The sequence below is a fragment of the Streptomyces coeruleofuscus genome, from assembly GCF_039532725.1.
Classification (GTDB): Bacteria; Actinomycetota; Actinomycetes; order Streptomycetales; family Streptomycetaceae; genus Streptomyces; species Streptomyces coeruleofuscus.
The window spans coordinates 806,034-826,424 of the sequence record NZ_BAAASE010000001.1 but is presented as its reverse complement, the minus strand read 5'-3'; the positions used below and the strand labels follow the sequence as shown (position 1 = coordinate 826,424).

Here is a 20,391-nt window from a genome sequence, read left to right as displayed (position 1 = left end):
GCGGCTGCTTTCACTGGGCGATGGACGGGGGCGTCCAGTCCTTGGGCCGGTCCACGCCGCGGCGGGCCGTGGCGACGTCGGCGGCGGGCACGAGGAACTGCTTCGGGTCGCCGCCGTACTTGCGGACGAGCTTGTCCAGCTCGCCGTTCTCGTACATGGCGTCGATCTGCGCGGAGATCGCCCGCTCCAGCTTCGTGGCCTTCTTCGGCAGGTAGAAGCCGGTCTGGTACGGCTGGAAGTACGCGTAGGCGGGCTTGGCCTTCACCTGCGCGGCGGTCGGCGGCGTCAGGTACTGGGTGTCGATCTTCAGTTCCGGGCGCTGCTTCTGCGCCGCGATGATGATCAGCGGGTCGAGGAAGCCGACATCGACCCGGCCGGCGCCCAGGTCGTCGAAGACGCCGTTGGCGTCGGGGTAGGCGTGCAGCTTGCCGCCCGGCACGGCCTGGATGGACTTGACCCAGACGTAGCCCTCGACGGTGCCCAGGTTCAGGCCTTCCAGGTCACCGACCGTCTTGTACGTCTTGCCGCTGCGCACGGCCATCGCCGGGGGCGAGTAGTAGGGCGGATCGGTGAACAGCCCCTGTTTCTGCCGGTCGGCGGACCAGGCGACGCCGCCGATGGTGATGTCGACCCGGCGGGACTGCACCCCGGCGAGCATGCCGGCGAAGTCCGTCACCTCGGGCTCGATCTTCAGGCCCAGCTTCTTGGCGGCGGAGGCGAGAATGTCGCCGTCGAGTCCGACGATTCTGCCGCCCTGGACGCTGGTGTAGGGCGCGTAGGGCTGGACGGCCACCTTGATGACGCCGGGCGTGAGCGTGCCCAGTGCGGCGGTGTCGGCGGACACGTTCTTCGGGGCGTCGTCCCCGCCCGAGCCGCAGGCGGCGGTGGACATCAGGAGCATCGCGGACAAAGCGAGAGCAAGCGAGCGCGCACGGATCATCGGCCCGGGCCTTCCGTCTCGGTGCTGAAGGATTCCGCCGATTCACCACACTGGTGCCCCCCGGCGGGGAGGTGATTGGGCCCATACGCTAGGCACAGGTCCGCCGCGCGTCACCGTTCACTTCGTACGAACTTGTCGCCGGAATGCCTGCCTCCCCTGTACGGTGCGTCCAACCCGGACCGCCCCTGGCGGGAGGAATCGCCCATGCTGAGCCCGTCACTCGCGCAGGAGATCGCCGGCGACACCTCCGCGGTCATCGGCTTCAACGTGCTGATCACCGACGCGGAGGGCATGGTCATCGGCAGCGGCGACAGCAGCCGCGTCGGCAGCTTCCACGAGGCGTCCGTCGAGGTCGTCCGCACCAAGGAACCCGCCACGCACAACGCGTCACAGGCCCAGTCGCTGCGCGGGGTCCGGCCCGGGATCACCCTGCCCCTGGTCACGGACGGGCGGGCGGTGGGAACCGTGGGGATCACCGGCACCCCCGCACAGGTGGGCCGCTTCGGTCTGCTGGTGAAGCGGCAGACGGAGATCCTGATCCGGGAGTCCGTGATGCTGCGCTCCCGGCTGCTCGCCGAGCGGGCGGCCGAGAAGCTGCTCACGGACATCGCCTCCTACGACCCGCTGGTCGTGGAGGGCGACCTCCTGATGTTCCGGGCCGCCGACCTCGGCTTCGACCTGCGGCTGCGCCGGGTCGCGGTGGCCTTCGAGGTGACGGTGCCCGACCCTGGCGCCCGTCGCGGCGCCAGGCCCCGGGACGTGGCGCTGGTCCGCTCCGAGCTGCTGCGTACGGTCCGGGACGTCTTCGCCGATCCCCAGGACATCGTCGCCGGGACGGCCCCCGGCTGGATCGGCGTCCTGCACCGGCTCCCGGCCCGGGCCCCGGCGGACGCGCCGGCCGCCGACTGCCGCCGGGTCACGGACGTCATCGCCTCCCAGGACGGGCTCACCGCCCGCGCGGGCATCGGCGAACCGGCCACGTCCGTCGGCGCTCTGCACGACTCGTACCAGGACGCGTGCGACGCGCTGCGCCTGGGCGCCCGGGTGGACGGCGGCTCCACCGTCCACTCGATCGGCGACCTGCGGGTCCACCAGCTCCTGACGGCGGTGAGCCAGTCCGCCCGCACCCGGCTGCTCGACCTGACCGCCGCGCGGCTGCGGGAGCAGCCGGACTGGCCGGCCCTGCGCGACACGATCACCGCCTGGTGCGAGAGCGGATTCAACCTCGTACGGGCGTCCGCGGCGCTGCACATCCACCGCAACACCGTCGTCTACCGCATGAACAAGATCGAGCAGCTCACCGGCCGCCCGCTGCGCGAGCACCGGACGGCCATGGCGCTGTACCTGGCGTGTCTGGCCGACCGGCTGGGCGGCCCGGACCGCTGACCGTCCGTCTCAGGCCGTACGCCCCGCCACCAGCCACCTGGAGGGCAGCTCGACACGCCTGCCGTCGGGGTGGAACTCCGTGGTGACCAGCGGCAGTTCACCGCTGGCCAGGACGGTGAGACCGGCCGAGCGCAGATATTCGGGCACGGCTTCGTCGGAGACCTCGCCGGGTGCGAGGCCGTGCCGGAACACGGGCGCGAGCTTGGGCGGCGGACCGGCCGGGCCGCTCGCCAGCCCCAGCAGCACCGCCTTGGCCGCCCCCGAGAGCTCCACGAGGAAGGCCCTGCCCCGGTCGCCGACCAGCGTGGCGATCCCGTCGACCAGCGACTGCCGGTCGTCCGGCTCGCACTGGTGCAGTACGCCCCGCATGTAGACGTTGGTGTCGCCGAACTCCGCGTGCAGGGCCTGCGCCGCGCTCTTCTCGGCGGCGTCCAGCTGCCGGTAGGAGGCCTGCCCCGCCGGGTCGGCCCGCCGGGCGTGGTCGAGGGCCGCGGCGGACAGGTCGGCGCCCACGACGCGCGGGAAGCGGTCGGCGAGGAAGCGGGTCTGGGTGCCGTTGCCGCAGCCGAGGTCCACCAGCGGCAGCGCGGGATCGGCCAGGTGCGGTTCGAACAGGGCGAGATGCGGCCCGACGGTCACGGCCGGCTCGGCGTCCCACATCACGGCCCCCGGCTCGGCGGACGCCTCCCGCCAGAACCCCTCCCAGGCCTCCCGGTACCGACTCGTCACGCTCATGCCCAACTCCCCAGGGTGTCGACGCGGTGCTGTTCAGCGGCGCGGCAGGGTCAGTTCGAACCAGACCGTCTTGCCGGTCCTGGTCCGGCTGGTGCCCCATGCGCGGGACAGCGTGCTGACGATCCGCAGACCGCGCCCGGCGTCGTCGAGCGGGCCCGTGCCGAGCAGCGTCGGCAGCTCGTGGTCGTCGTCGTCCACCTCGCACAGCAGGGCGTCGCCGCGGACCAGGCGCAGTTCGACGGGGCGGGCGCGGGAGTGCCGTACGGCGTTGGTGACGAGTTCGCTGACCATGAGCTCGGCGGGCGCGGCCAGCTTGGCCAGGCTCCAGTCGTGCAGTTGCTCGCGGACCGCCGCGCGGGCCCGGCCGACCTCGGCCGGGTCGAGGGCGAGCCGCCACTCGGCGACGTCGTCCGGCTCGATGCCGTTCAGGCGGGCCATGAGCAGCGCCACATCGTCCTTGCGGCCGCCGCGCCCCGCTTTTGAGAACGTCACGGCGAGGGCGCGGATGATCGTGTCGCAGGCGTCGTCCATGGAGGCGGCCGGATGGGCGGCCGATGCGCAGAGGGTCGCCAGTCCCACGCCGATGTCCTCGCCGCGTACCTCGACCAGTCCGTCGGTGCACATCACCAGCCGGTCGCCGGGCTCCACGCGCAGCCGGACCGCCTCGAAGGGCACGCCGCCGACACCGATGGGCGCCCCGGTGGGCAGGTCCAGCAGTTCGCTGCGCCCGTCGTCGGCGCGGACCAGGACGGGCGGGATGTGACCGGCGTTGGCGAGGTGCAGTTCGCTCGCGATCGGGTCGTAGACGGCGTACAGGCAGGTCGCGAGGTAGCCGTCGCCGAGGCGCTGGGCGAGGTCGTCGAGGTTGCGCAGCAGCTGGGCGGGCGGCAGGTCGAGCCCGGCCATGGTCTGCACGGCCGTGCGCAACTGGCCCATCATGGCGGCGGAGTTCAGTCCGTGGCCCATGACGTCGCCGACGACGAACGCGGTGCGGCCGCCGGGCAGTTTCACCGCGTCGAACCAGTCGCCGCCGACCCGCCCGAGCAGCGTGCCGGGCAGATAGCGGGTGGCGATGTCGCAGCCGGCCATGCGGGGCGGGATGTGCGGCAGCATGCTGTCCTGGAGCGTCTCGGCGACGTTCTCCTGGAACGTGTACATGCGCGCGTTGTCGAGCACGAGGCCCGCGCGGGCGGCGAGTTCCGCGCCGGTGACCCGGTCCATGTCGTTGAAGACGGGCCGTTCCGGGTGCCGCAGCAGGATCATGAAGCCGAGCACGACCTGGCGGGCCTTCAGGGGTACGACCAGCATGGAGCGGCCCGTGATGAGCGGCCGGATGTCGCGCTTCTCGAACTGCGCGGCGATGGCGTGGCCCGTCTCCTCGCTGATGCGCGGCACGAGCACGGGTTCGCCGGTCGTCATGCACTGGAAGAACGGTGTGTGCGCCGGGAACGGCATGGCCTCGCCGACGGGCACGACGTCGTCCCAGCGGCCGGGTTCGTCGGTGTGCTCGACGGCGACCCGGTGCCACATGGTCGTCGTGTCGGGCACGCCCTCGGGGAACCCCTCCCCGGCGACGACCTGTTCCCGCAGGTAGGTCCCGGCGACGTCGGTGAAGCGGGGCACGACCGCCCTGCTGACCTCGATGATCGTGCGGGACAGGTCGAGGGAGGTGCCGATGCGGCCGCTGACCTCGTTGAGGAACTCCAGTCGCTCGCGGACGGCGGCGTACTCGAGGTCCTCGCCCTCGTCCCGCAGTTCCCGCGGCACGGGCTCCCCGGCGGCCAGGGCCCGCGCTGCCCGCTCGCGGCGTGCCTTACGCTCGGCGCGCCGGGCGACGCCCCAGTCGGGGGTGACGGGCACCCGGTCGTTCTGGCTGAACTCCAGCACGGGGTAACCGAGTTCGAGGACCTGCCCGACGATGCGGGCGCTCTCGCCGACGCTCATGCTGGGCAGGATCTCGGGCAGCCGGCGGGCGAGGTCCCCCGCCCCGGGCAAGTCGGTGTGCGGCGCGAAGCCGGGCGCTATCCGCTGGAACCCCCCTTCGCCGGTGTCACCGGCGTGCAGCCCGTCCCCGTCGGCGGCCAGCACGAGCAGCCGCTCGGGTCCGGGGCCGACCAGCGGGTAGGCCCACCACAGGACGTCGACCCGCTCACTGCCGGGTGCGCCGAGCCGGGCGCGGCCCGCCGCGGGGTAGGACAGCCCGCCGTCGAGGGACGCTTCGAGGCCGGGGCCGGGTCCGTCGTCGGCCTCGTACGGGGTGGTGTCCTGGTCCTCGGGGAGTGCGCCGGAGACGGGGAGCAGGTCGAGGGCCGCGCGGCCGATGGCCTCGTCCTTGGGGACACCGAACAGGCGCCGTGCGCCCCTGCTCCAGTGCGACACGAGGCCTTCGCGGTCGACGACGACCACGGCCAGGGGGACACGGCCGGGGGCGGTGGCTTCCGTCACCGCGCCCTGCCCGGCTCCGCGGCCGGCGGGTGTGTCCCTCTCGGTGCCACGGTCCATGGCCCAGGCCCTCTCTCCCCACGGATCCGCAAGATCTGTGCCAGCGTCACCACCGTACGGCGACCGCCGGTTGCCATGTGCGGCAATGCGGGAATTCCTCGCGCGGGGTTCGCACCGGCGTGCGACCCCGCGCGCCGTGCGGCTTCAGTCCTCGTGTCCGAGCTGGAGGTCCCGCTCGGTGCGGCCGCCCCCGGCCACCTGGAGCACGGTGGCGACGGGCGGGTAACCGGCGGCGATGACGGTGTACTCGCCGGAGGACAGGTCGACGAACCGGAATGTGCCGTCGGGGCCGGTGGTGAGCGTGTCGACGACGTTGCCGGCGACGTCCAGCAGGGTCACGCGCGCGTCCTCGACGGGCCGGCCGCCGCCGGCCCGGACGGTGCCGCGCAGGACGGCGCCGCCGGCCAGTTCGATGTCCCGGCGGGTCTCGCGGGCGGCCTGGACGGTGACGGGGAGCGCGGCCGGGCGGAAGGCGGGGGCGCTGGCGGCGAGGGTGTACTCGCCGGCCACCAGATCGGTGATGACGTACCCGCCCTCGCGGCCGCTGCGGGTGGTGGCCACGACCTCGCCGTGCACATTGGTGAGCGTGACGCCGGCGTCCCGCACGGGGGTGCCGTCGGCGGTGACCACACTGCCGACGAGGTTCCCCGCACCGCCCAGGACGATGTCCAGTTCGACGGGGCGTTCGCCGACGGTCACGGAGACCGCCTGCGGCTGGTGGCCGCCCGCGGCGGCGATCAGCACGTACGCGCCGGGGCCCGGGGTGGCCAGCGCGTAGCGCCCGTCCTCGCCGCTGGCGCCCCGCCCGGTCTGCTGTCCGGTGACGTCGATGAGCGTGAGCGCCGCGCGGGGCACGACGGTCCCGTCGTGGTGCTGCACCGAGCCGCAGACGGGAACCCCGGCGCTGTGGGCAGCGCGGGCCTGCGGGATCGGGGTGCTCCCGGGCGCCGTGTCCGGGTCGGTGACGGATGCGTGGTGGGACACCAGGGGTTTCTCCTTGAGGAAGAGGGCGATGACCAGCCCGAGGGCCAGCACCGGCACCAGGCAGAGGAAGATCCGCGGCATGGCGTCGGCGTACGCCCCGATGTAGCCCTCGCGCAGCGCCGGGGGCAGGCCGTGCACGAGCTGCGGGGTGATGGACTCGGGGTCGGGGAGCCGGTCGCCCGCACGCGCGGGCAGGTCGCGGGCCAGGGCGTGGGCGAGCCGGTCGGCGAGGAGGGTGCCGAAGACGGCGGCTGAGACGCCGCCGCCGATCTGCCGGAAGTAGTTGTTGGCGCTTGTGGCGGTGTCGAGATCGGCCGGGCGCACCGAGTTCTGCACGGCGAGGATCAGCACCGGCATCACCATGCCGATGCCGGCGCCGAGGACGGCCATCCAGATGCTGTAGTGCAGCCGGGGCGTGTCGGCGTCGAGGCGGGACAGCAGCCACATGCCGGCGACGGAGAGGGCGCCGCCGAGGATCGGGTAGGCCTTGTAGCGGCCGGTGTGGCTGATGAGCTGTCCGGCGATGACCGAGGCGCCGACGATGCCGGCCATCATGGGCAGCATGAGCAGGCCCGACTCGGTGGCGGAGGCGCCGTCGACCATCTGGAGGTAGGTCGGCAGATAGCTGGCGGCACCGAACAGCCCGGCTCCGGTCACCAGCCCGATCAGACCGGTGACGTTGAAGACGGAGTCCCTGAACAGCCGCAGCGGGATGAGGGGTTCGGCGGCGAAGCGCTCGGCGACGAGGAAGCAGACGGTCGCCACGGCCGCTCCCGCACCGAGACCGAGGATCATCCGCGAGTCCCAGGCGTACGTGGTGCCGCCCCAACTGGTCAGCAGGACCAGGCAGGTGGAGGCGGCGGTGAGCAGCAGCGCGCCGAGGGCGTCCAGCCGGGCCTTGCCGGCCGGTTTCGGGAGCTTCAGGGCGACAGCGACGACGACCAGCGTGACCAGGCCGAGGGGCACGTTGACGTAGAAGCACCAGCGCCAGGAGAGGTGGTCGGTGAAGTAGCCGCCGAGCAGGGGTCCGGCCACGGAGGCGAGTCCGAAGGCGGCGCCGACCAGGCCCATGTAGCGGCCGCGCCGCCGGGCGGGCACGATGTCCGCGATGATCGTCTGGACACCGATCATGAGCCCGCCCGCACCGACGCCCTGGAGGGCCCGGAAGGCGATGAGCTGGTCCATGGTCTGCGCCCGGCCCGCGAGCGCGGAGCCGGCGACGAAGACGACGATCGCGAACTGGAAGACGCCCTTGCGGCCGAGCAGGTCGCCCAGCTTGCCGTAGATCGGCAGTCCGACGGTCGCGGTGAGCAGGTAGGCGGTGATCGCCCAGGACATCCGGTCCAGGCCGTGCAGCTCACCGACGATCTTCGGGAGCGCCGTGGCGACGATCATCTGCTCCAGGGCGGCGAGGAGCAGGGCCAACATGAGTGCGACGAAGACCAACCGCACCCTGCGCGGGCTCAGTTCGGCGGTCGGGGCCGGTGGCGGGGAGGGGGGTTCGGGAGGTGCCACCGCCGGTTCGTCCTGCGCCAGAGTGATCCCGCCCACCTACCGCTCCCCTCGTCGCGCTGCCGCACAATTCCCGCGTAAAAGCGACAACTACGAGCAAGCGCGACGAGTTACGGCACACGACGGAGCCGAAGGGAGATCACCCGAACCGGTGAGGGTCACAACGACCCCTGGGAATTCCCGGTTTGGGGAGGCTGCGCATCGGCCTCCCGTTTCGAGGGAGGCTACTTCTCGACCTCGGCGGCGAGCCGGGCGAGCAGCGCGTCGTAGATCCGGCCGAGACCCTTGGGCGCGAAGGTCTTCTCGAAGAAGCCGCCGATGCCGCCGGCGCCGGTCCAGGTGGTGGTCACGACGACCCGGGACTTGCCGTCACCGGCCGGGGTGACGCGCCAGGTGGTGACCATGGAGGAGTTGCGGTCCTTCTCGACCAGCTCGCCGTCGGTGGGCTCGCTGACCTCCAGGAGGCAGTCGCGCACGCGCTTGCTGGTGGCCTGGAGCTTCCAGTGGACGAGGGTGCCCTCGCCGTCACCGCCCTCCCGGACCTCGTACTCGCTGAACTGCTCGGGCAGCAGCTTCGCGCGCGTGCCGCTGTAGTCGGCGATGGCGTCGAACACCGTCTCCGCGTCCGCCGCGACGATCCGCTCCGTAGTGGCCTCGACCTGCGCCATCGCTTTCCTCCAGGACATGGGTTCTCGGGGGTCGGGGGCAAGCCAACCACCCCGCTGCCCGGCCCCCCAAATCGGGGTCGCCCAACCCGGTCGAACACGTTCGGAAAACACCCTCGCACGATCAAGGGAACATGTGTTCTATTCTGTGAGCAGTGCTACCGAGGAGGCGTCATGCGCTGGGACAACCTCACAGAGGACTCCGAACACAGCCGGGCCGACTCCGCGCTGTTCGGCGTGGACGCAGTCACAACAGTCCAGTTCGACACGCCCGAGTTCCGTGGAATCACCTTCCACGAGATCCGGGCCCGCTCGATCATCAACCGGGTGCCGGCGGTCTCCCGGATGTCGTTCCAGTGGACGGTCAATCCCTATCGCGGCTGCTCACACGCGTGCGTGTACTGCTTCGCGCGCAAGACGCACAGCTACCTCGACCTCGACACGGGTCTCGGCTTCGACTCCCAGATCGTGGTCAAGATCAACGCGCCGGAGCTGCTGCGCCGCCAGCTCGGCTCGCGCCGCTGGCAGGGCGAGCACATCGCGATGGGCACGAACGTGGACTGCTACCAGCGCGCCGAGGGCCGCTACCGCCTGGTGCCGGGCATCATCTCGGCCCTGCGCGATCACGCGAACCCCTTCTCGATCCTGACCAAGGGCACGCTCATCCTGCGCGACCTGGACCTGATCAAACAGGCCGCGGAGGTGACCGATGTGGGCATCTCCGTCTCGGTCGGCTTCACCGACCAGGAGCTGTGGCGCACCGTCGAACCGGGCACGCCCGCGCCGGAGCGGCGCCTGGAGGTCGTACGGACCTTCGGCGAGCACGGCATCGGCTGCGGTGTGCTGATGGCGCCGGTGATCCCGTTCCTCAGCGACCAGCCGGCACAACTCCGGGCGACCGTGCGGGCGATAGCGGACTCCGGCGCCACGTCCGTCACCCCGCTGGTGCTGCACCTGCGGCCCGGTGCGCGCGAGTGGTTCATGACCTGGCTGGAACAGCACCATCCGCACCTGGTGGCGCGCTACCAGCGGCTCTACGCGGAGGGCTCCTACGCCCCGAAGTGGTACCAGCGCCGGATCACCCGTCAGGTGCACGAACTGGCCGAGGAGTACGGCATCGGGCCCACGCGCGCGGGGATGCCGCGCCGGATCCGGCCCCCTGAGCCGGCCGAGGAGCCGCCGGTGTCCGGTCCGACTCAACTCTCGCTCATCTAGGAGCCTTTCTCCCACGGCGGCGGCTTGACCTTGCGCGTCGAAAACCGATCGGTTTACAGTGAGGTGAAACCGACCGGTTTCTCGCCCTGGAGGCGAGCTGCGACGAGGCCCACCAGGGAGTGTCGGATGACTACCGCGCGCGACGCCGAGGAGCAGTCGGCAGAACTCAGGCTTCCGGCGAAGCTGGCCGCACATCCGTCGGTGCGGGCCCTGCTCGCCCGGCGCGCGGCGGGTGACGTCGCGCGCCCGCCGGCGGTGATCGACGCGGCCTGGCTGCGCGAACTGTGCCTCGCGGCCGGTGCGGACGACGCGGCCGCTGTCAGCCTGGACCACCCCGACCTGGCCGGCGAGCGCGAGCACGCGCAGTCCGCACTGCCCGGCACCCGCACCCTGATCGCGATGGCGTTCCGGATGAACCGCGACAACTGCCGGTCCCCCGCCCGCAGCGTGGCCAACCAGGAGTTCCACCAGGCCGACGAACAGGCCAACCACGCCGCCCGCAGCGTCACCCAGGCACTGCAGGACGCCGGATACCGCGCACTCAATCCCTCGGTCGGCTTCCCCCAGGAGATGGACCGCTTCCCCAGCGAGCGGATCTGGGTGGTGGCGCACAAGACGGTCGCGGTGGCCGCGGGGCTCGGCGTGATGGGCCTGCACCGCAACGTCATCCACCCGAAGTTCGGCAACTTCATCCTGCTGGCGACCGTCCTGGTGGACGCCGAGGTGAGCAAGTACGGGCAGGCGCTGGACTACAACCCCTGCATCGACTGCAAGCTGTGCGTCGCCGCCTGCCCGGTCGGCGCCATCAGCAAGGACGGGTCGTTCGACGCGCTGGCGTGCACCACGCACAACTACCGTGAGTTCATGAGCGGGTTCACCGACTGGGCGCAGACGGTGGCCGACAGCGAGGACGCCGCCGACTACCGTTCCCGGGTCTCCGACTCCGAGAGCGCCTCCATGTGGCAGAGCCTGACCTCGCCCCCCGGCTACAAGTCCGGCTACTGCATGGCGGTCTGCCCCGGCGGCGAGGACGTCCTGGGCCCGTACCTGGAGGACCGCAAGACGTTCATGGACACCGTGCTGCGACCGCTCCAGGACAAGGAGGAGACCCTCTACGTCCTGCCGGGCTCACCCGCGCAGGAATACGCCCAGCGCCGCTTCCCCCACAAGCCCGTCAAGGAAGTCACCGGCGGCTGGCAGCCCCCGGCGAAGCGAACGCCCTGATCCGCCGGAGTAAGTCATGAGCGGCATTCACCCCTTCCGCGTCCTGCGCGCCGGACCTCTGTGGATCACCAACGGCGTCATCACGGGCGTCCTCGCGCTGCTGTTCGCCGTGCTCTACGTCGGTGCCAACATCGATCCGGTCGACCACATGAAGAAACTGCCCGTCGGCCTGGTCGACGCCGACAAAGGAGCCACTGCCGGGGGCGAGCACATCAACCTGGGAACGCGGATCACCGAGTCGATCATCAAGTCCCCGGCGAGCGGGGGCGGGATCGACTGGAAGGTGATGGGCGAGAAGGAGATGAAGGAGGAGCTCGGCGAGGGCAGGCTGTACGGCGCGCTCGTCGTCCCCGCCGACTTCTCCTCCTCGGCCACCGCACTCACCAGCACCGCGGCCACCGGAACCACAGGCACATCGGCTCGCCCGACGCTGACGGTGCTGACCAACCAGTCCGCCGGCAGCATGGGCTCCAGCCTGGCCCGGGCGGCGACGACGCAGGCGGCCGAGAGCGCCTCGCGCCAGGTGGGCGAGGAACTGACCGCGCGGAACGCGGCCGGGCAGGCGAAGCTCCCCGTCGCGGCGCGCGTCCTGCTCGCCGACCCGGCCGCCGTCACGGTCAGGGACGGGCATCCACTCGACTCGCACAGCGGTCTGGGCCTGACGGCGTTCTACTACGCGCTCGTCCTGGTGGTCTGCGGCATGCTCTCCGCCAATGTCATCAGCGGCCAGGTGGACCACGCCCTCGGCTACACCCACAACGACATGGGCCCGCTGCGCCTGCACCGCCCGCTCGTCCGGGCGACCCGGGTGCAGACCCTCGCCATCGGCAGCACCGTGATGATCGGTCTGTCCTCGCTGATGGGCACCCTGGTCATGGCGGGCGCGATCGGCCTCATGGGGATGGACGCCGCCCATCTGCCGCTGCTGTGGCTGTACTCGGTGTGCGCCATCGCGGTGTGCGGGATCGGCGCGCTCGCCCTCCTCGCCGTCTTCGGCACGCCCGGCATGCTGGTGGTCACGCTGGTCTTCATCGGGATGGCGGTGCCGACGGCCGGCGCCACCACCCCCATCGAGGCACTCCCCGGCTTCTACCGCTTCCTCGCGGAGTTCGAGCCGCTGCGGCAGATCACCGGCGGCCTCCGCTCGATCCTCTACTACGACGCCCAGGCGGACGCTGGCCTGACCCGGGGCTGGGTGATGATGGGCGCCGGCCTCGCGGTGGCCGCGCTGTTCGGTTTCGGCGTGACCGCTTGGTACGACCGCACGGGGATGGACCGCATCCCGGTCGAGACCAAGCCCGGGAAGACCGCCGTCCCGGCCCAGGGGGCCGCCCGCCCCGGCACACCCTGAAAACCGATCGGTTTTCATTTCCTCCACATCGAGTTAACCTCGCGGTATGACCACCGAGGTGAAGGCAAGTACCAGAGAGCGGCTGCTGGAGGCGGCGGCCACGCTCACCTACCGGGACGGTGTCGGCATCGGCGTCGAGGCGCTGTGCAAGGCGGCGGGGGTGTCGAAGCGCTCCCTCTACCAGCTCTTCGAGAGCAAGGACGAGTTGCTGGCAGTGAGCCTGGAGGAGCGCGCCTCCGCCTTCGTGGCGACCCTCCTGCCCGCGGCGGACGACGGCCGGTCGCCCCGCGAGCGGATCCTGCACGTCTTCGAGCAGGTCGAGTCGCAGGCGGGGACGCCCGAGTTCCGAGGCTGCCCGTACCTGGCTGTTCAGATCGAGCTGAAGAACCAGAACCACCCCGCGAGCCGGGTGGCCCACCGGATCAAGGCGAACCTCACGGAGTTCTTCCGCTCCGAGGCCGAACGGGGCGGAGCCGGCGACCCGGACCTGCTGGCCCGGCAGCTCAGCCTGGTGTTCGACGGCGCCAGCGCCCGCGCGGGGATCGGAGCCGACAAGCTGACCGGGCTCGTCGCCCCCACCGTGACCACCCTGCTCGACGCGGCAGGCATGCGCTGATCCACGCCGGAGGCCCACACGGGCGACCTGGCACGACTTGCACGAGGAAACCGATCGGTTTACGGTGGTGAAACCGATCGGTTTTCCATGTTCTGGAGGTAGTCGTGACAGCGATCAAGGGCGCCAACGTCTTCGTCACCGGAGGCAGCCGGGGTATCGGCAAGGTGCTGGTCGAGGAGCTCTACGCGCGCGGCGCCGGCAAGGTCTACGCCACGGCCCGCGACCCGCGCTCGGTGACGCACCCCGATGCCGTTGCGCTGGCCCTCGACGTCACCGACCCGGCATCCGTGGCAGCCGCCGCCGAGCAGGCCCAGGACGTCACCATCCTGATCAACAACGCCGGCGCCTCCGCCGGCGCTTCGTACCTCGACTCCCCGATGGACGACGTGCGCCGGGATCTGGAGACCAACTTCTACGGCCCGTTGCTGGTCACCCGGGCCTTCGCGCCGGTCATCGAGCGTAACGGTGGGGGCCACATCCTCAACGTCCACTCCGCTCTGTCCTGGCTGGCCGACGGCACGCCCTACAGCGCCTCCAAGGCCGCCCTGTGGTCGCAGACCAACTCCCTGCGCCTGGAGTTGCAGCCGCGCGGCATCGCGGTGACCGGGCTCCATGTGGCCTACGTGGACACCGACATGACGTCGGGCATCGACGCACCCAAGGCCGACCCCCGCGACGTCGCCGTGGCCGCGCTCGACGGCATCGAGTCAGGGGCGCACGAGGTACTGGCCGACGACACCACCCGCTGGATCAAGTCGCAGCTGTCCGCAGACCTGGAAGCCATGTACGCCCAGCTGAAGCGCTAGGCCTTTGCAAGGAACCGGTCCCGGGAGCCGGCGGCGGCCGGTTCTGAGCACACACGTCGGTGCCATGGTCCACGATGGACCGATGAGTGAGCTGACCAGGATTCCCGCGCCCGACGGCGTCGCCGCCGCGGCCCAGTACAGCCATGTCGTCATGGGCACCGGCCGTTTCGTGGCGATCGCGGGGCAGCTCGCCCTCGACGAGCAGGGCCGGCCGGTCGGAGAGGGTGACCCGGTGGCGCAGGCCCGTCAGGTCTTCGAGAACCTCCGGCGCTGCCTGGCCGCCGCCGGGGCGACCTTCGACGACGTCGTCAAACTCACCTACTTCGTCACGGACATGGCCCACATGCCCGCCATCCGAGCGGCCCGTGCCGAGCACATACCCGACGACCGGCTGCCGGCCGCGTCGGCGGTGCGGGTCGCGGGGCTGGTCGGGCCCGAATTCCTGCTGGAGGTCGAGGGGTTCGCGGTGGTGGCGAAGTGAGTTCTTCGACAAAGGTGCTTCGCGTACGGGAGATGACGCTCGCCGACTGCGACCGCGTCGCGGAGATCCGCATCCGCGGCTGGCAGAGCGCGTACCGGGGGCTGATACCGCAGTCGTACCTGGACGGGCTCAGCGTCGCGGAGGACGCCGAGCGTCGTCGCGAGCGCCTGGCGCAGGCCGACGGCAGCGTGGTGAACCTGGTCGCCGAGGACACCGGCGGCGAGGTCGTGGGCTGGGCCTGCCACGGACCGTACCGGGGCGGCGAAGCCGTCACCGGCGACGCCGAGTTGTACGCCATCTACGTCCATCCGGAACACCTGGGGCAGGGCGCGGGGCAGGCCCTGCTCGCGGAGGCCGTCGCGCGCTGCACCGCCGCGGGCCACGGCCGTCTGCTCCTGTGGGTCCTCAAGGGCAACGGCCGGGCCCGCCGCTTCTACGAACGGGCCGGCTTCGAGGCGGACGGCGCGGAGGAGCCCTTCGAGGTGGACGGTGTCACGGTCCCTGAGGTGCGGTACGCACGCGCACTCCCCCGCTGATCTCACCTCTGCTTCGGAATCCTCCCCAGGGCCCGCACCGCCGCCTCCGCCAGCACCGGATGCGCGAGGGCCTCGTCCAGCACGGGTCTGGCCCGGGCGTCGCCCAGCGTGCCGAGCCCGTCCACGCAGGCGAGGGCCACGCGGCGGTACGGGTCGTGCGGGCGCAGCCGTCGCCGGAGGGTGGTGATCAGGGCGGGCACCGCCTCCGGGGCGCGCAGTTCGACCAGGAGCCGGACGGGGTGGAGGGCGTAGGCGACGCGCAGTTCGTTGGTGGCGAGGGCGGCGGCGGCGCGGGCGGTGCGCGGGTCGCCGAGGCGGGCGAGGGCGTAGGCGGCGGAGGCGCAGCGCGGCGGATCACGGTGGTTGAGCAGCAGCACCAGGGACTCGAAGGCCCGCCGGTCCTGGGCGAGTCCCAGCCGGAAGGCGGCCAGCTCCCTCGCCCACAAGGGCTGCCCGGGTTCGGTCAGCACCGCGGCCAGGGCGTCGAGGTCGTCGGTCGCCACGAGCCGCTCGAAGGCGGGCGACGCCCCCGACTCCTGCCGTAAGCGCTCCGTGAGTGATCGCAACTCTTCGTCCATGACTCAGAGATTAGAGGCGGCGCGAGCTGCTCGGGACGTACATCACAAACACGAGGGCTGGCGCGCTCGTTACCCGCCAGTTAAGCTCAGACGAGCGAGTTACCCACTCGTATCTCCTCGCGGCGGTCTGGTGACGCGGCCGTCGTGAGAGCAGTCGGTTCGGTACTTCAGGTACCGCAGTACGGCTCGGCCCCGGGACAGGGCCGGTCGGACCCGCCGTTCCCCGGGCGTGTGCACGCCCGCGGCGACGGCACCGGGCGTGTGCGCTCGCAGCCCGGCCAACACCCGCATTCCTCACGTACCCGGTGCGCCCGGGATCCGGCTCACGCCGGTCCGTCTTCGGCGCACCCGGGCGCGTTCCGAAGTCGTCACCCTCATTCCAGGAGTCCCGCGATGGCCACTCCCCTTTCCGACCCGTCCCTGTCCCCGCTGCGCACCATCGCAGTCGTCGGCCTCGGCACGATGGGCACCGGCATCGCCGAGGTCCTCGCCAAGGCCGGCCGCGTGGTCGTCGGCATCGACATCAGTGAGGCCCAGGCCGCGAAGTGCGTCGCCGCCCTGGAGGCCTCCACCGCCCGTGGCGTCGAGCGCGGGCGGCTGACCGAGCAGGACCGCGCGGAGATCCTGGACCGCGTCCGCACCTCCACCGACCTGCGGGCCGCGGCCGACGCCGACCTGGTCATCGAGGTCGCGCCGGAGTCGTACGAGATCAAGCAGCAGATCTTCCGGGAGCTGGACGGGATCGTGCGCCCCGAGACCATCATGGCGACCGGCACCAACGCCCTGTCCGTCACGCGGCTCGCCGCCGACTCGGCCCGTCCTGAGCGGGTGCTCGGCCTGCACTTCTTCAACCCGGCCCCGGCGATGCGGCTGGTCGAGGTCGTCTCCTCGGTGCTGACCGCGCCGGCCGCCGTCACGGCGGTCACCGATCTCGCCCTCGACCTGGGCAAGGAGCCCGTCGCCGTCGGCGACCGCCCCGGGTTCGTCGCCGACGGGCTGCTGTTCGGCTACCTCAACCAGGCCGCCGCGATGTACGAGGCGAAGTACGCCTCCCGCGAGGACATCGACGCCGCGATGCGGCTGGGCTGCGGCCTGCCGATGGGCCCGCTGGCGCTGCTCGACCTGATCGGGGTCGACACCGCCCGCACGGTCCTGGAGGCGATGTACGCGGCGTCCCGCGACCGGCTGCACGCCCCGGCGCCGATCCTCAAGCAGCTGAGCGAGGCGGGCCTGACCGGCCGCAAGGCGGGACGCGGGTTCTACACGTACGAGACGCCGGGCAGCGGCACCGTCGTGCGGGACGCGCTGACCCCTCTGGAGGGCGGCGACCTGGCCCCCGGCCGGGAGGTCCGCTCGGTCGGCGTCGCGGGGTCGGGCACCATGGCCTCCGGTATCGCCGAGGTCTTCGCCAAGGCCGGGTACGGGGTCGTCCTCGCCGCCCGCAGCGAGGAGAAGGCCCAGGCCGCGAAGGCCCGCATCGGCAAGTCCCTGTCCCGCTCGGTCGACAAGGGCCGGATGACCGCCGAGGCCGCCGCGCAGACCCTGGACCGGATCACTCCGGCGGGCTCGTACGACGCCTTCGCCGACGTCGACCTGGCCGTGGAGGCCGTCGCCGAGGACCTGGAGGTCAAGCGGCAGCTGTTCGCCGCGCTGGACAAGGTGTGCAAGCCGGGCGCGGTGCTGGCCACCACCACCTCGTCCCTGCCGGTCGTCGCCTGCGCCCGGGCCACCTCGCGCCCGCAGGACGTGATCGGCATGCACTTCTTCAACCCGGCCCCGGCCATGAAGCTGGTCGAGGTCGTCCGCACGGTGCTGACGGCCGACGACGTCCACGCGACGGTCCGCGAGGTCTGCGGCCGGATCAGGAAGCACGCGGTCGACTGCGGGGACCGGGCGGGCTTCATCGTGAACGCGCTGCTCTTCCCGTACCTGAACAACGCGATCAAGATGGTGCAGGAGCACTACGCGTCGCTCGACGACATCGACGCGGCGATGAAGCTGGGCGGGGGTTACCCGATGGGCCCGTTCGAGCTCCTGGACGTCGTCGGGCTCGACGTCTCGCTCGCCATCGAGAAGGTCCTGCACCGCGAGTTCCGCGACCCGGGGCTCGCCCCGGCACCGCTCCTGGAGCACCTGGTGGCCGCGGGCTGCCTCGGCCGCAAGACGGGCCGTGGCTTCCGCGAATATGCCAAGCGCTGAGGGTCCCGGCGACTGGTTCCGGTCCGGCGCGGAGTGGGGCGGCCTGCTCGGCCCGGACCGGCTCCACGAACCAGGTCACGCGCAGCGAGCTGCGCACATGCAGTACGTTCAGGGCATGTCCCAGCCCGCCAAGTCCTCACGTACATCGGCCACGACCGACGCGCCGGAAAGTGCCGCAGGCTCTCGCGCCGCCGCCCAGCGGCTCAAGATGCGCCGGGAACTGGCGGCCGCCGCGATGGAGCTGTTCGCGACCAAGGGGTACGAGGCGACCACCGTCGACGAGATCGCGGCCGCGGCCGGGGTCGCCCGCCGCACGTTCTTCCGCCACTTCCGCTCCAAGGAAGAGGCGATCTTCCCCGACCACGACGACACCCTGGTCCGGGCCGAGGCGGTGCTCAACGCCGCGCCCGCGCACGAGCATCCGCTCGACACGGTGTGCCGCGGCATCAAGGAAGTCATGAAGATGTACGCGGCCCGTCCGGAGATCTCGGTCGCCCGCTACAAGCTGACGCGCGAGGTGCCCACCCTGCGCGAGGCGGAGATCGCGTCGGTGGCCCGCTACGAGCGCCTGTTCACCCGCTACCTCCTCGGCCACTTCGACGAGCGCGCGCACGCCGACGACGCCAACGACGACCCGCTGCTCGCGGAGGTCGCCGCGTCCGCCGTGGTCACCGCCCACAACCACGTCCTGCGGCGCTGGCTGCGGGCGGGCGGACAGGGGGACGTGGAGGCGCAGCTGGACCACGCCTTCGCGATCGTGCGCAAGACGTTCGGCACGGGCATCGGGGCCGGGCGCTCCACGGAGCCGCAGCCGGCCGCGGCCACGGCCTCGGCGCAGGGCGAGGTGCTGGTGACGGTCGCCCGCACCGACGCCCCGCTGGACGAGGTCATGCGGACGATCGAGCAGGCCCTCAAGGAGCGCTGAGTCCCCTTCTCCGTGTGATCTCCCTGTGATGACGGCCACCCCCCGGGGTGGCCGTTTTGGCATGTCAGGAGCCGTTTTGAGGGCCCTCAGGGATACCGTTCGATCGATCATCGCTCATTTGTCAAGTAAAGATTTCATCTGAGAGAAACTTCTGGCACTCAGTGCCTTGCGGGGTGACACGCGGTGTCATACGTTGAAGAGGTCCGGGCGATGTCCCAGCAAGCCCAGCGCCTGCCCGTCCGGACGCCTGCGTCACAGGCAACCTCCCGCGCCACCAGCGCTGCCGAACAGCACCACCGCCGAACCGACGGCACACCCTCGACCCTCAGCAGCACCGACGTAACCATCGGCGCCCCTCCCTCAGGGCGCTCACCGCCGGAGGCAACACCGTGACCGTTAAGGACATCCTGGCCGCGATCCAGTCGCCCGACTCCACGTCGGAGGACTTCGCCGCCCTCCCGCTCCCCGAGTCGTACCGCGCGATCACCGTGCACAAGGACGAGACGGAGATGTTCGCCGGGCTCGCCACGCGCGACAAGGATCCCCGCAAGTCGATCCACCTGGACGAGGTGCCGCTGCCCGAGCTGGGCCCGGGCGAGGCCCTGGTGGCCGTCATGGCCTCCTCGGTCAACTACAACTCGGTCTGGACGTCGATCTTCGAGCCGCTGTCGACGTTCGGCTTCCTGGAGCGCTACGGCCGCACCAGTGAGCTGGCCAAGCGCCACGACCTGCCGTACCACATCATCGGCTCCGACCTGGCGGGCGTCGTCCTGCGCACCGGCCCGGGCGTCAACGCCTGGCGGCCCGGCGACGAGGTCGTCGCGCACTGCCTGTCCGTCGAGCTGGAGTCCAGCGACGGCCACAACGACACGATGCTCGACCCCGAGCAGCGCATCTGGGGCTTCGAGACCAACTTCGGCGGCCTCGCCGAGATCGCGCTGGTCAAGTCCAACCAGCTGATGCCGAAGCCGGACCACCTGAGCTGGGAGGAGGCCGCCGCCCCGGGCCTGGTGAACTCCACCGCCTACCGCCAGCTGGTCTCCCGCAACGGCGCCGGCATGAAGCAGGGCGACAACGTGCTCATCTGGGGCGCGAGCGGCGGACTCGGCTCCTACGCCACCCAGTTCGCGCTGGCCGGCGGCGCCAACCCGATCTGTGTCGTGTCCTCGCAGCAGAAGGCGGACATCTGCCGGGCCATGGGCGCGGAGGCGATCATCGACCGCAGCGCCGAGGGCTACAAGTTCTGGAAGGACGAGAACACCCAGGACCCGAAGGAGTGGAAGCGCTTCGGCAAGCGCATCCGCGAGCTCACCGGCGGGGAAGACATCGACATCGTCTTCGAGCACCCCGGCCGCGAGACCTTCGGCGCGAGCGTCTTCGTCACCCGCAAGGGCGGCACCATCACCACCTGCGCCTCGACCTCGGGCTACATGCACGAGTACGACAACCGCTACCTGTGGATGTCGCTCAAGCGGATCATCGGCTCCCACTTCGCCAACTACCGCGAAGCCTGGGAGGCCAACCGGCTGATCGCGAAGGGCAAGATCCACCCGACCCTGTCGAAGGTGTACTCCCTGGAGGACACCGGCCAGGCCGCCTTCGACGTGCACCGCAACCTCCACCAGGGCAAGGTCGGCGTGCTGTGCATGGCCCCCGAGGAGGGCCTCGGCGTGCGCGACCACGAGAAGCGCGCCAAGCACGTCGACGCCATCAACCGCTTCCGGAACATCTGAGGT

At 71.4% G+C, this 20,391-nt stretch carries 17 protein-coding genes; 11 read left to right on the top strand and 6 right to left on the bottom strand.

Annotated elements, in window-relative coordinates:
* Positions 1–10: 10 nt before the first annotated feature.
* Entirely contained in the window at positions 11–892 is an 882-nt protein-coding gene (locus ABFX81_RS03560) for a substrate-binding periplasmic protein (RefSeq protein ID WP_346137613.1), read from the bottom strand.
* A gap of 252 nt (positions 893–1,144) precedes the next feature.
* On the opposite strand from ABFX81_RS03560, the gene ABFX81_RS03555 reads away from it, so the two are divergent.
* Positions 1,145–2,326: a sugar diacid recognition domain-containing protein gene (locus ABFX81_RS03555; protein ID WP_086841084.1), complete on the top strand. Its 1,182-nt coding sequence runs from the start codon at positions 1,145–1,147 to the stop codon at positions 2,324–2,326.
* Positions 2,327–2,335: 9 nt separating this feature from the next.
* Here ABFX81_RS03555 and ABFX81_RS03550 read toward each other — a convergent pair whose 3' ends face one another.
* The 4 genes from ABFX81_RS03550 to ABFX81_RS03535 all read right to left on the bottom strand — a co-directional run bounded on the left by ABFX81_RS03550 (position 2,336) and on the right by ABFX81_RS03535 (position 8,727).
* Positions 2,336–3,061: a methyltransferase domain-containing protein gene (locus tag ABFX81_RS03550; RefSeq protein ID WP_086841082.1), complete on the bottom strand. Its 726-nt coding sequence runs from the start codon at positions 3,059–3,061 to the stop codon at positions 2,336–2,338.
* A 33-nt stretch (positions 3,062–3,094) separates the two neighbouring features.
* Positions 3,095–5,563 carry a SpoIIE family protein phosphatase gene (locus tag ABFX81_RS03545; protein ID WP_086841080.1) on the bottom strand — a complete coding sequence of 823 codons (2,469 nt, stop codon included), beginning with the start codon at positions 5,561–5,563 and terminating at the stop codon, positions 3,095–3,097.
* Between the two features lie 144 nt (positions 5,564–5,707).
* Positions 5,708–8,098, bottom strand: a complete 2,391-nt coding sequence (locus ABFX81_RS03540) for a DHA2 family efflux MFS transporter permease subunit (RefSeq protein WP_086841078.1) — start codon at positions 8,096–8,098, stop codon at positions 5,708–5,710.
* A gap of 185 nt (positions 8,099–8,283) precedes the next feature.
* Entirely contained in the window at positions 8,284–8,727 is a 444-nt protein-coding gene (locus ABFX81_RS03535) for an SRPBCC family protein (protein WP_086841076.1), read from the bottom strand.
* Positions 8,728–8,898: 171 nt separating this feature from the next.
* Here ABFX81_RS03535 and ABFX81_RS03530 point away from each other — a divergent pair, with 171 nt between their 5' ends.
* The 7 genes from ABFX81_RS03530 (at position 8,899) to ABFX81_RS03500 (ending at position 14,953) form a co-directional block, all read left to right on the top strand.
* Positions 8,899–9,939, top strand: coding sequence for an Rv2578c family radical SAM protein (locus ABFX81_RS03530; RefSeq protein WP_086841074.1), 1,041 nt, complete (start codon positions 8,899–8,901; stop codon positions 9,937–9,939).
* A gap of 126 nt (positions 9,940–10,065) precedes the next feature.
* Positions 10,066–11,163, top strand: a complete 1,098-nt coding sequence (locus tag ABFX81_RS03525; protein WP_086841072.1) for a 4Fe-4S binding protein — start codon at positions 10,066–10,068, stop codon at positions 11,161–11,163.
* A 16-nt stretch (positions 11,164–11,179) separates the two neighbouring features.
* A complete protein-coding gene (locus ABFX81_RS03520; protein WP_086841070.1) occupies positions 11,180–12,514 on the top strand; it encodes a DUF3533 domain-containing protein in 1,335 nt (444 codons plus the stop codon).
* Between the two features lie 46 nt (positions 12,515–12,560).
* Complete coding sequence (locus tag ABFX81_RS03515; protein ID WP_086845683.1) at positions 12,561–13,130, top strand: TetR family transcriptional regulator; 570 nt, start codon at positions 12,561–12,563, stop codon at positions 13,128–13,130.
* A 104-nt stretch (positions 13,131–13,234) separates the two neighbouring features.
* Entirely contained in the window at positions 13,235–13,936 is a 702-nt protein-coding gene (locus ABFX81_RS03510; protein WP_086845685.1) for an SDR family oxidoreductase, read from the top strand.
* Between the two features lie 82 nt (positions 13,937–14,018).
* Positions 14,019–14,417: a Rid family hydrolase gene (locus ABFX81_RS03505; protein WP_086845687.1), complete on the top strand. Its 399-nt coding sequence runs from the start codon at positions 14,019–14,021 to the stop codon at positions 14,415–14,417.
* Positions 14,418–14,449: 32 nt separating this feature from the next.
* Positions 14,450–14,953 carry a GNAT family N-acetyltransferase gene (locus tag ABFX81_RS03500; RefSeq protein WP_086845689.1) on the top strand — a complete coding sequence of 168 codons (504 nt, stop codon included), beginning with the start codon at positions 14,450–14,452 and terminating at the stop codon, positions 14,951–14,953.
* Between the two features lie 2 nt (positions 14,954–14,955).
* Here the strand turns inward: ABFX81_RS03500 and ABFX81_RS03495 are convergent, their stop codons facing one another.
* Positions 14,956–15,531 carry an adenylosuccinate lyase gene (locus tag ABFX81_RS03495; protein WP_086845691.1) on the bottom strand — a complete coding sequence of 192 codons (576 nt, stop codon included), beginning with the start codon at positions 15,529–15,531 and terminating at the stop codon, positions 14,956–14,958.
* Between the two features lie 393 nt (positions 15,532–15,924).
* Here ABFX81_RS03495 and ABFX81_RS03490 point away from each other — a divergent pair, with 393 nt between their 5' ends.
* The 3 genes from ABFX81_RS03490 (at position 15,925) to ccrA (ending at position 20,388) form a co-directional block, all read left to right on the top strand.
* Positions 15,925–17,730, top strand: coding sequence for a 3-hydroxybutyryl-CoA dehydrogenase (locus ABFX81_RS03490; RefSeq protein WP_086845693.1), 1,806 nt, complete (start codon positions 15,925–15,927; stop codon positions 17,728–17,730).
* Positions 17,731–17,845: 115 nt separating this feature from the next.
* Positions 17,846–18,655, top strand: coding sequence for a TetR family transcriptional regulator (locus tag ABFX81_RS03485; protein ID WP_346137612.1), 810 nt, complete (start codon positions 17,846–17,848; stop codon positions 18,653–18,655).
* 389 nt (positions 18,656–19,044) lie between these two features.
* Positions 19,045–20,388: a crotonyl-CoA carboxylase/reductase gene (ccrA, locus tag ABFX81_RS03480; RefSeq protein ID WP_086845697.1), complete on the top strand. Its 1,344-nt coding sequence runs from the start codon at positions 19,045–19,047 to the stop codon at positions 20,386–20,388.
* Positions 20,389–20,391 lie beyond the last annotated feature (3 nt).

What these genes read in the sequence shown, in the direction of transcription:
- ABFX81_RS03560 (WP_346137613.1), bottom strand. Translation starts at nt 892, where the DNA reads ATGTCCACCGCCGCCTGCGGCTCGGGCGGGGACGACGCCCCGAAGAAC.
- ABFX81_RS03555 (WP_086841084.1), top strand. Translation starts at nt 1,145, where the DNA reads ATGCTGAGCCCGTCACTCGCGCAGGAGATCGCCGGCGACACCTCCGCG.
- ABFX81_RS03550 (WP_086841082.1), bottom strand. Translation starts at nt 3,061, where the DNA reads ATGAGCGTGACGAGTCGGTACCGGGAGGCCTGGGAGGGGTTCTGGCGG.
- ABFX81_RS03545 (WP_086841080.1), bottom strand. Translation starts at nt 5,563, where the DNA reads ATGGACCGTGGCACCGAGAGGGACACACCCGCCGGCCGCGGAGCCGGG.
- ABFX81_RS03535 (WP_086841076.1), bottom strand. Translation starts at nt 8,727, where the DNA reads ATGGCGCAGGTCGAGGCCACTACGGAGCGGATCGTCGCGGCGGACGCG.
- ABFX81_RS03530 (WP_086841074.1), top strand. Translation starts at nt 8,899, where the DNA reads ATGCGCTGGGACAACCTCACAGAGGACTCCGAACACAGCCGGGCCGAC.
- ABFX81_RS03525 (WP_086841072.1), top strand. Translation starts at nt 10,066, where the DNA reads ATGACTACCGCGCGCGACGCCGAGGAGCAGTCGGCAGAACTCAGGCTT.
- ABFX81_RS03520 (WP_086841070.1), top strand. Translation starts at nt 11,180, where the DNA reads ATGAGCGGCATTCACCCCTTCCGCGTCCTGCGCGCCGGACCTCTGTGG.
- ABFX81_RS03515 (WP_086845683.1), top strand. Translation starts at nt 12,561, where the DNA reads ATGACCACCGAGGTGAAGGCAAGTACCAGAGAGCGGCTGCTGGAGGCG.
- ABFX81_RS03505 (WP_086845687.1), top strand. Translation starts at nt 14,019, where the DNA reads ATGAGTGAGCTGACCAGGATTCCCGCGCCCGACGGCGTCGCCGCCGCG.
- ABFX81_RS03500 (WP_086845689.1), top strand. Translation starts at nt 14,450, where the DNA reads ATGACGCTCGCCGACTGCGACCGCGTCGCGGAGATCCGCATCCGCGGC.
- ABFX81_RS03495 (WP_086845691.1), bottom strand. Translation starts at nt 15,531, where the DNA reads ATGGACGAAGAGTTGCGATCACTCACGGAGCGCTTACGGCAGGAGTCG.
- ABFX81_RS03490 (WP_086845693.1), top strand. Translation starts at nt 15,925, where the DNA reads ATGGCCACTCCCCTTTCCGACCCGTCCCTGTCCCCGCTGCGCACCATC.
- ABFX81_RS03485 (WP_346137612.1), top strand. Translation starts at nt 17,846, where the DNA reads ATGTCCCAGCCCGCCAAGTCCTCACGTACATCGGCCACGACCGACGCG.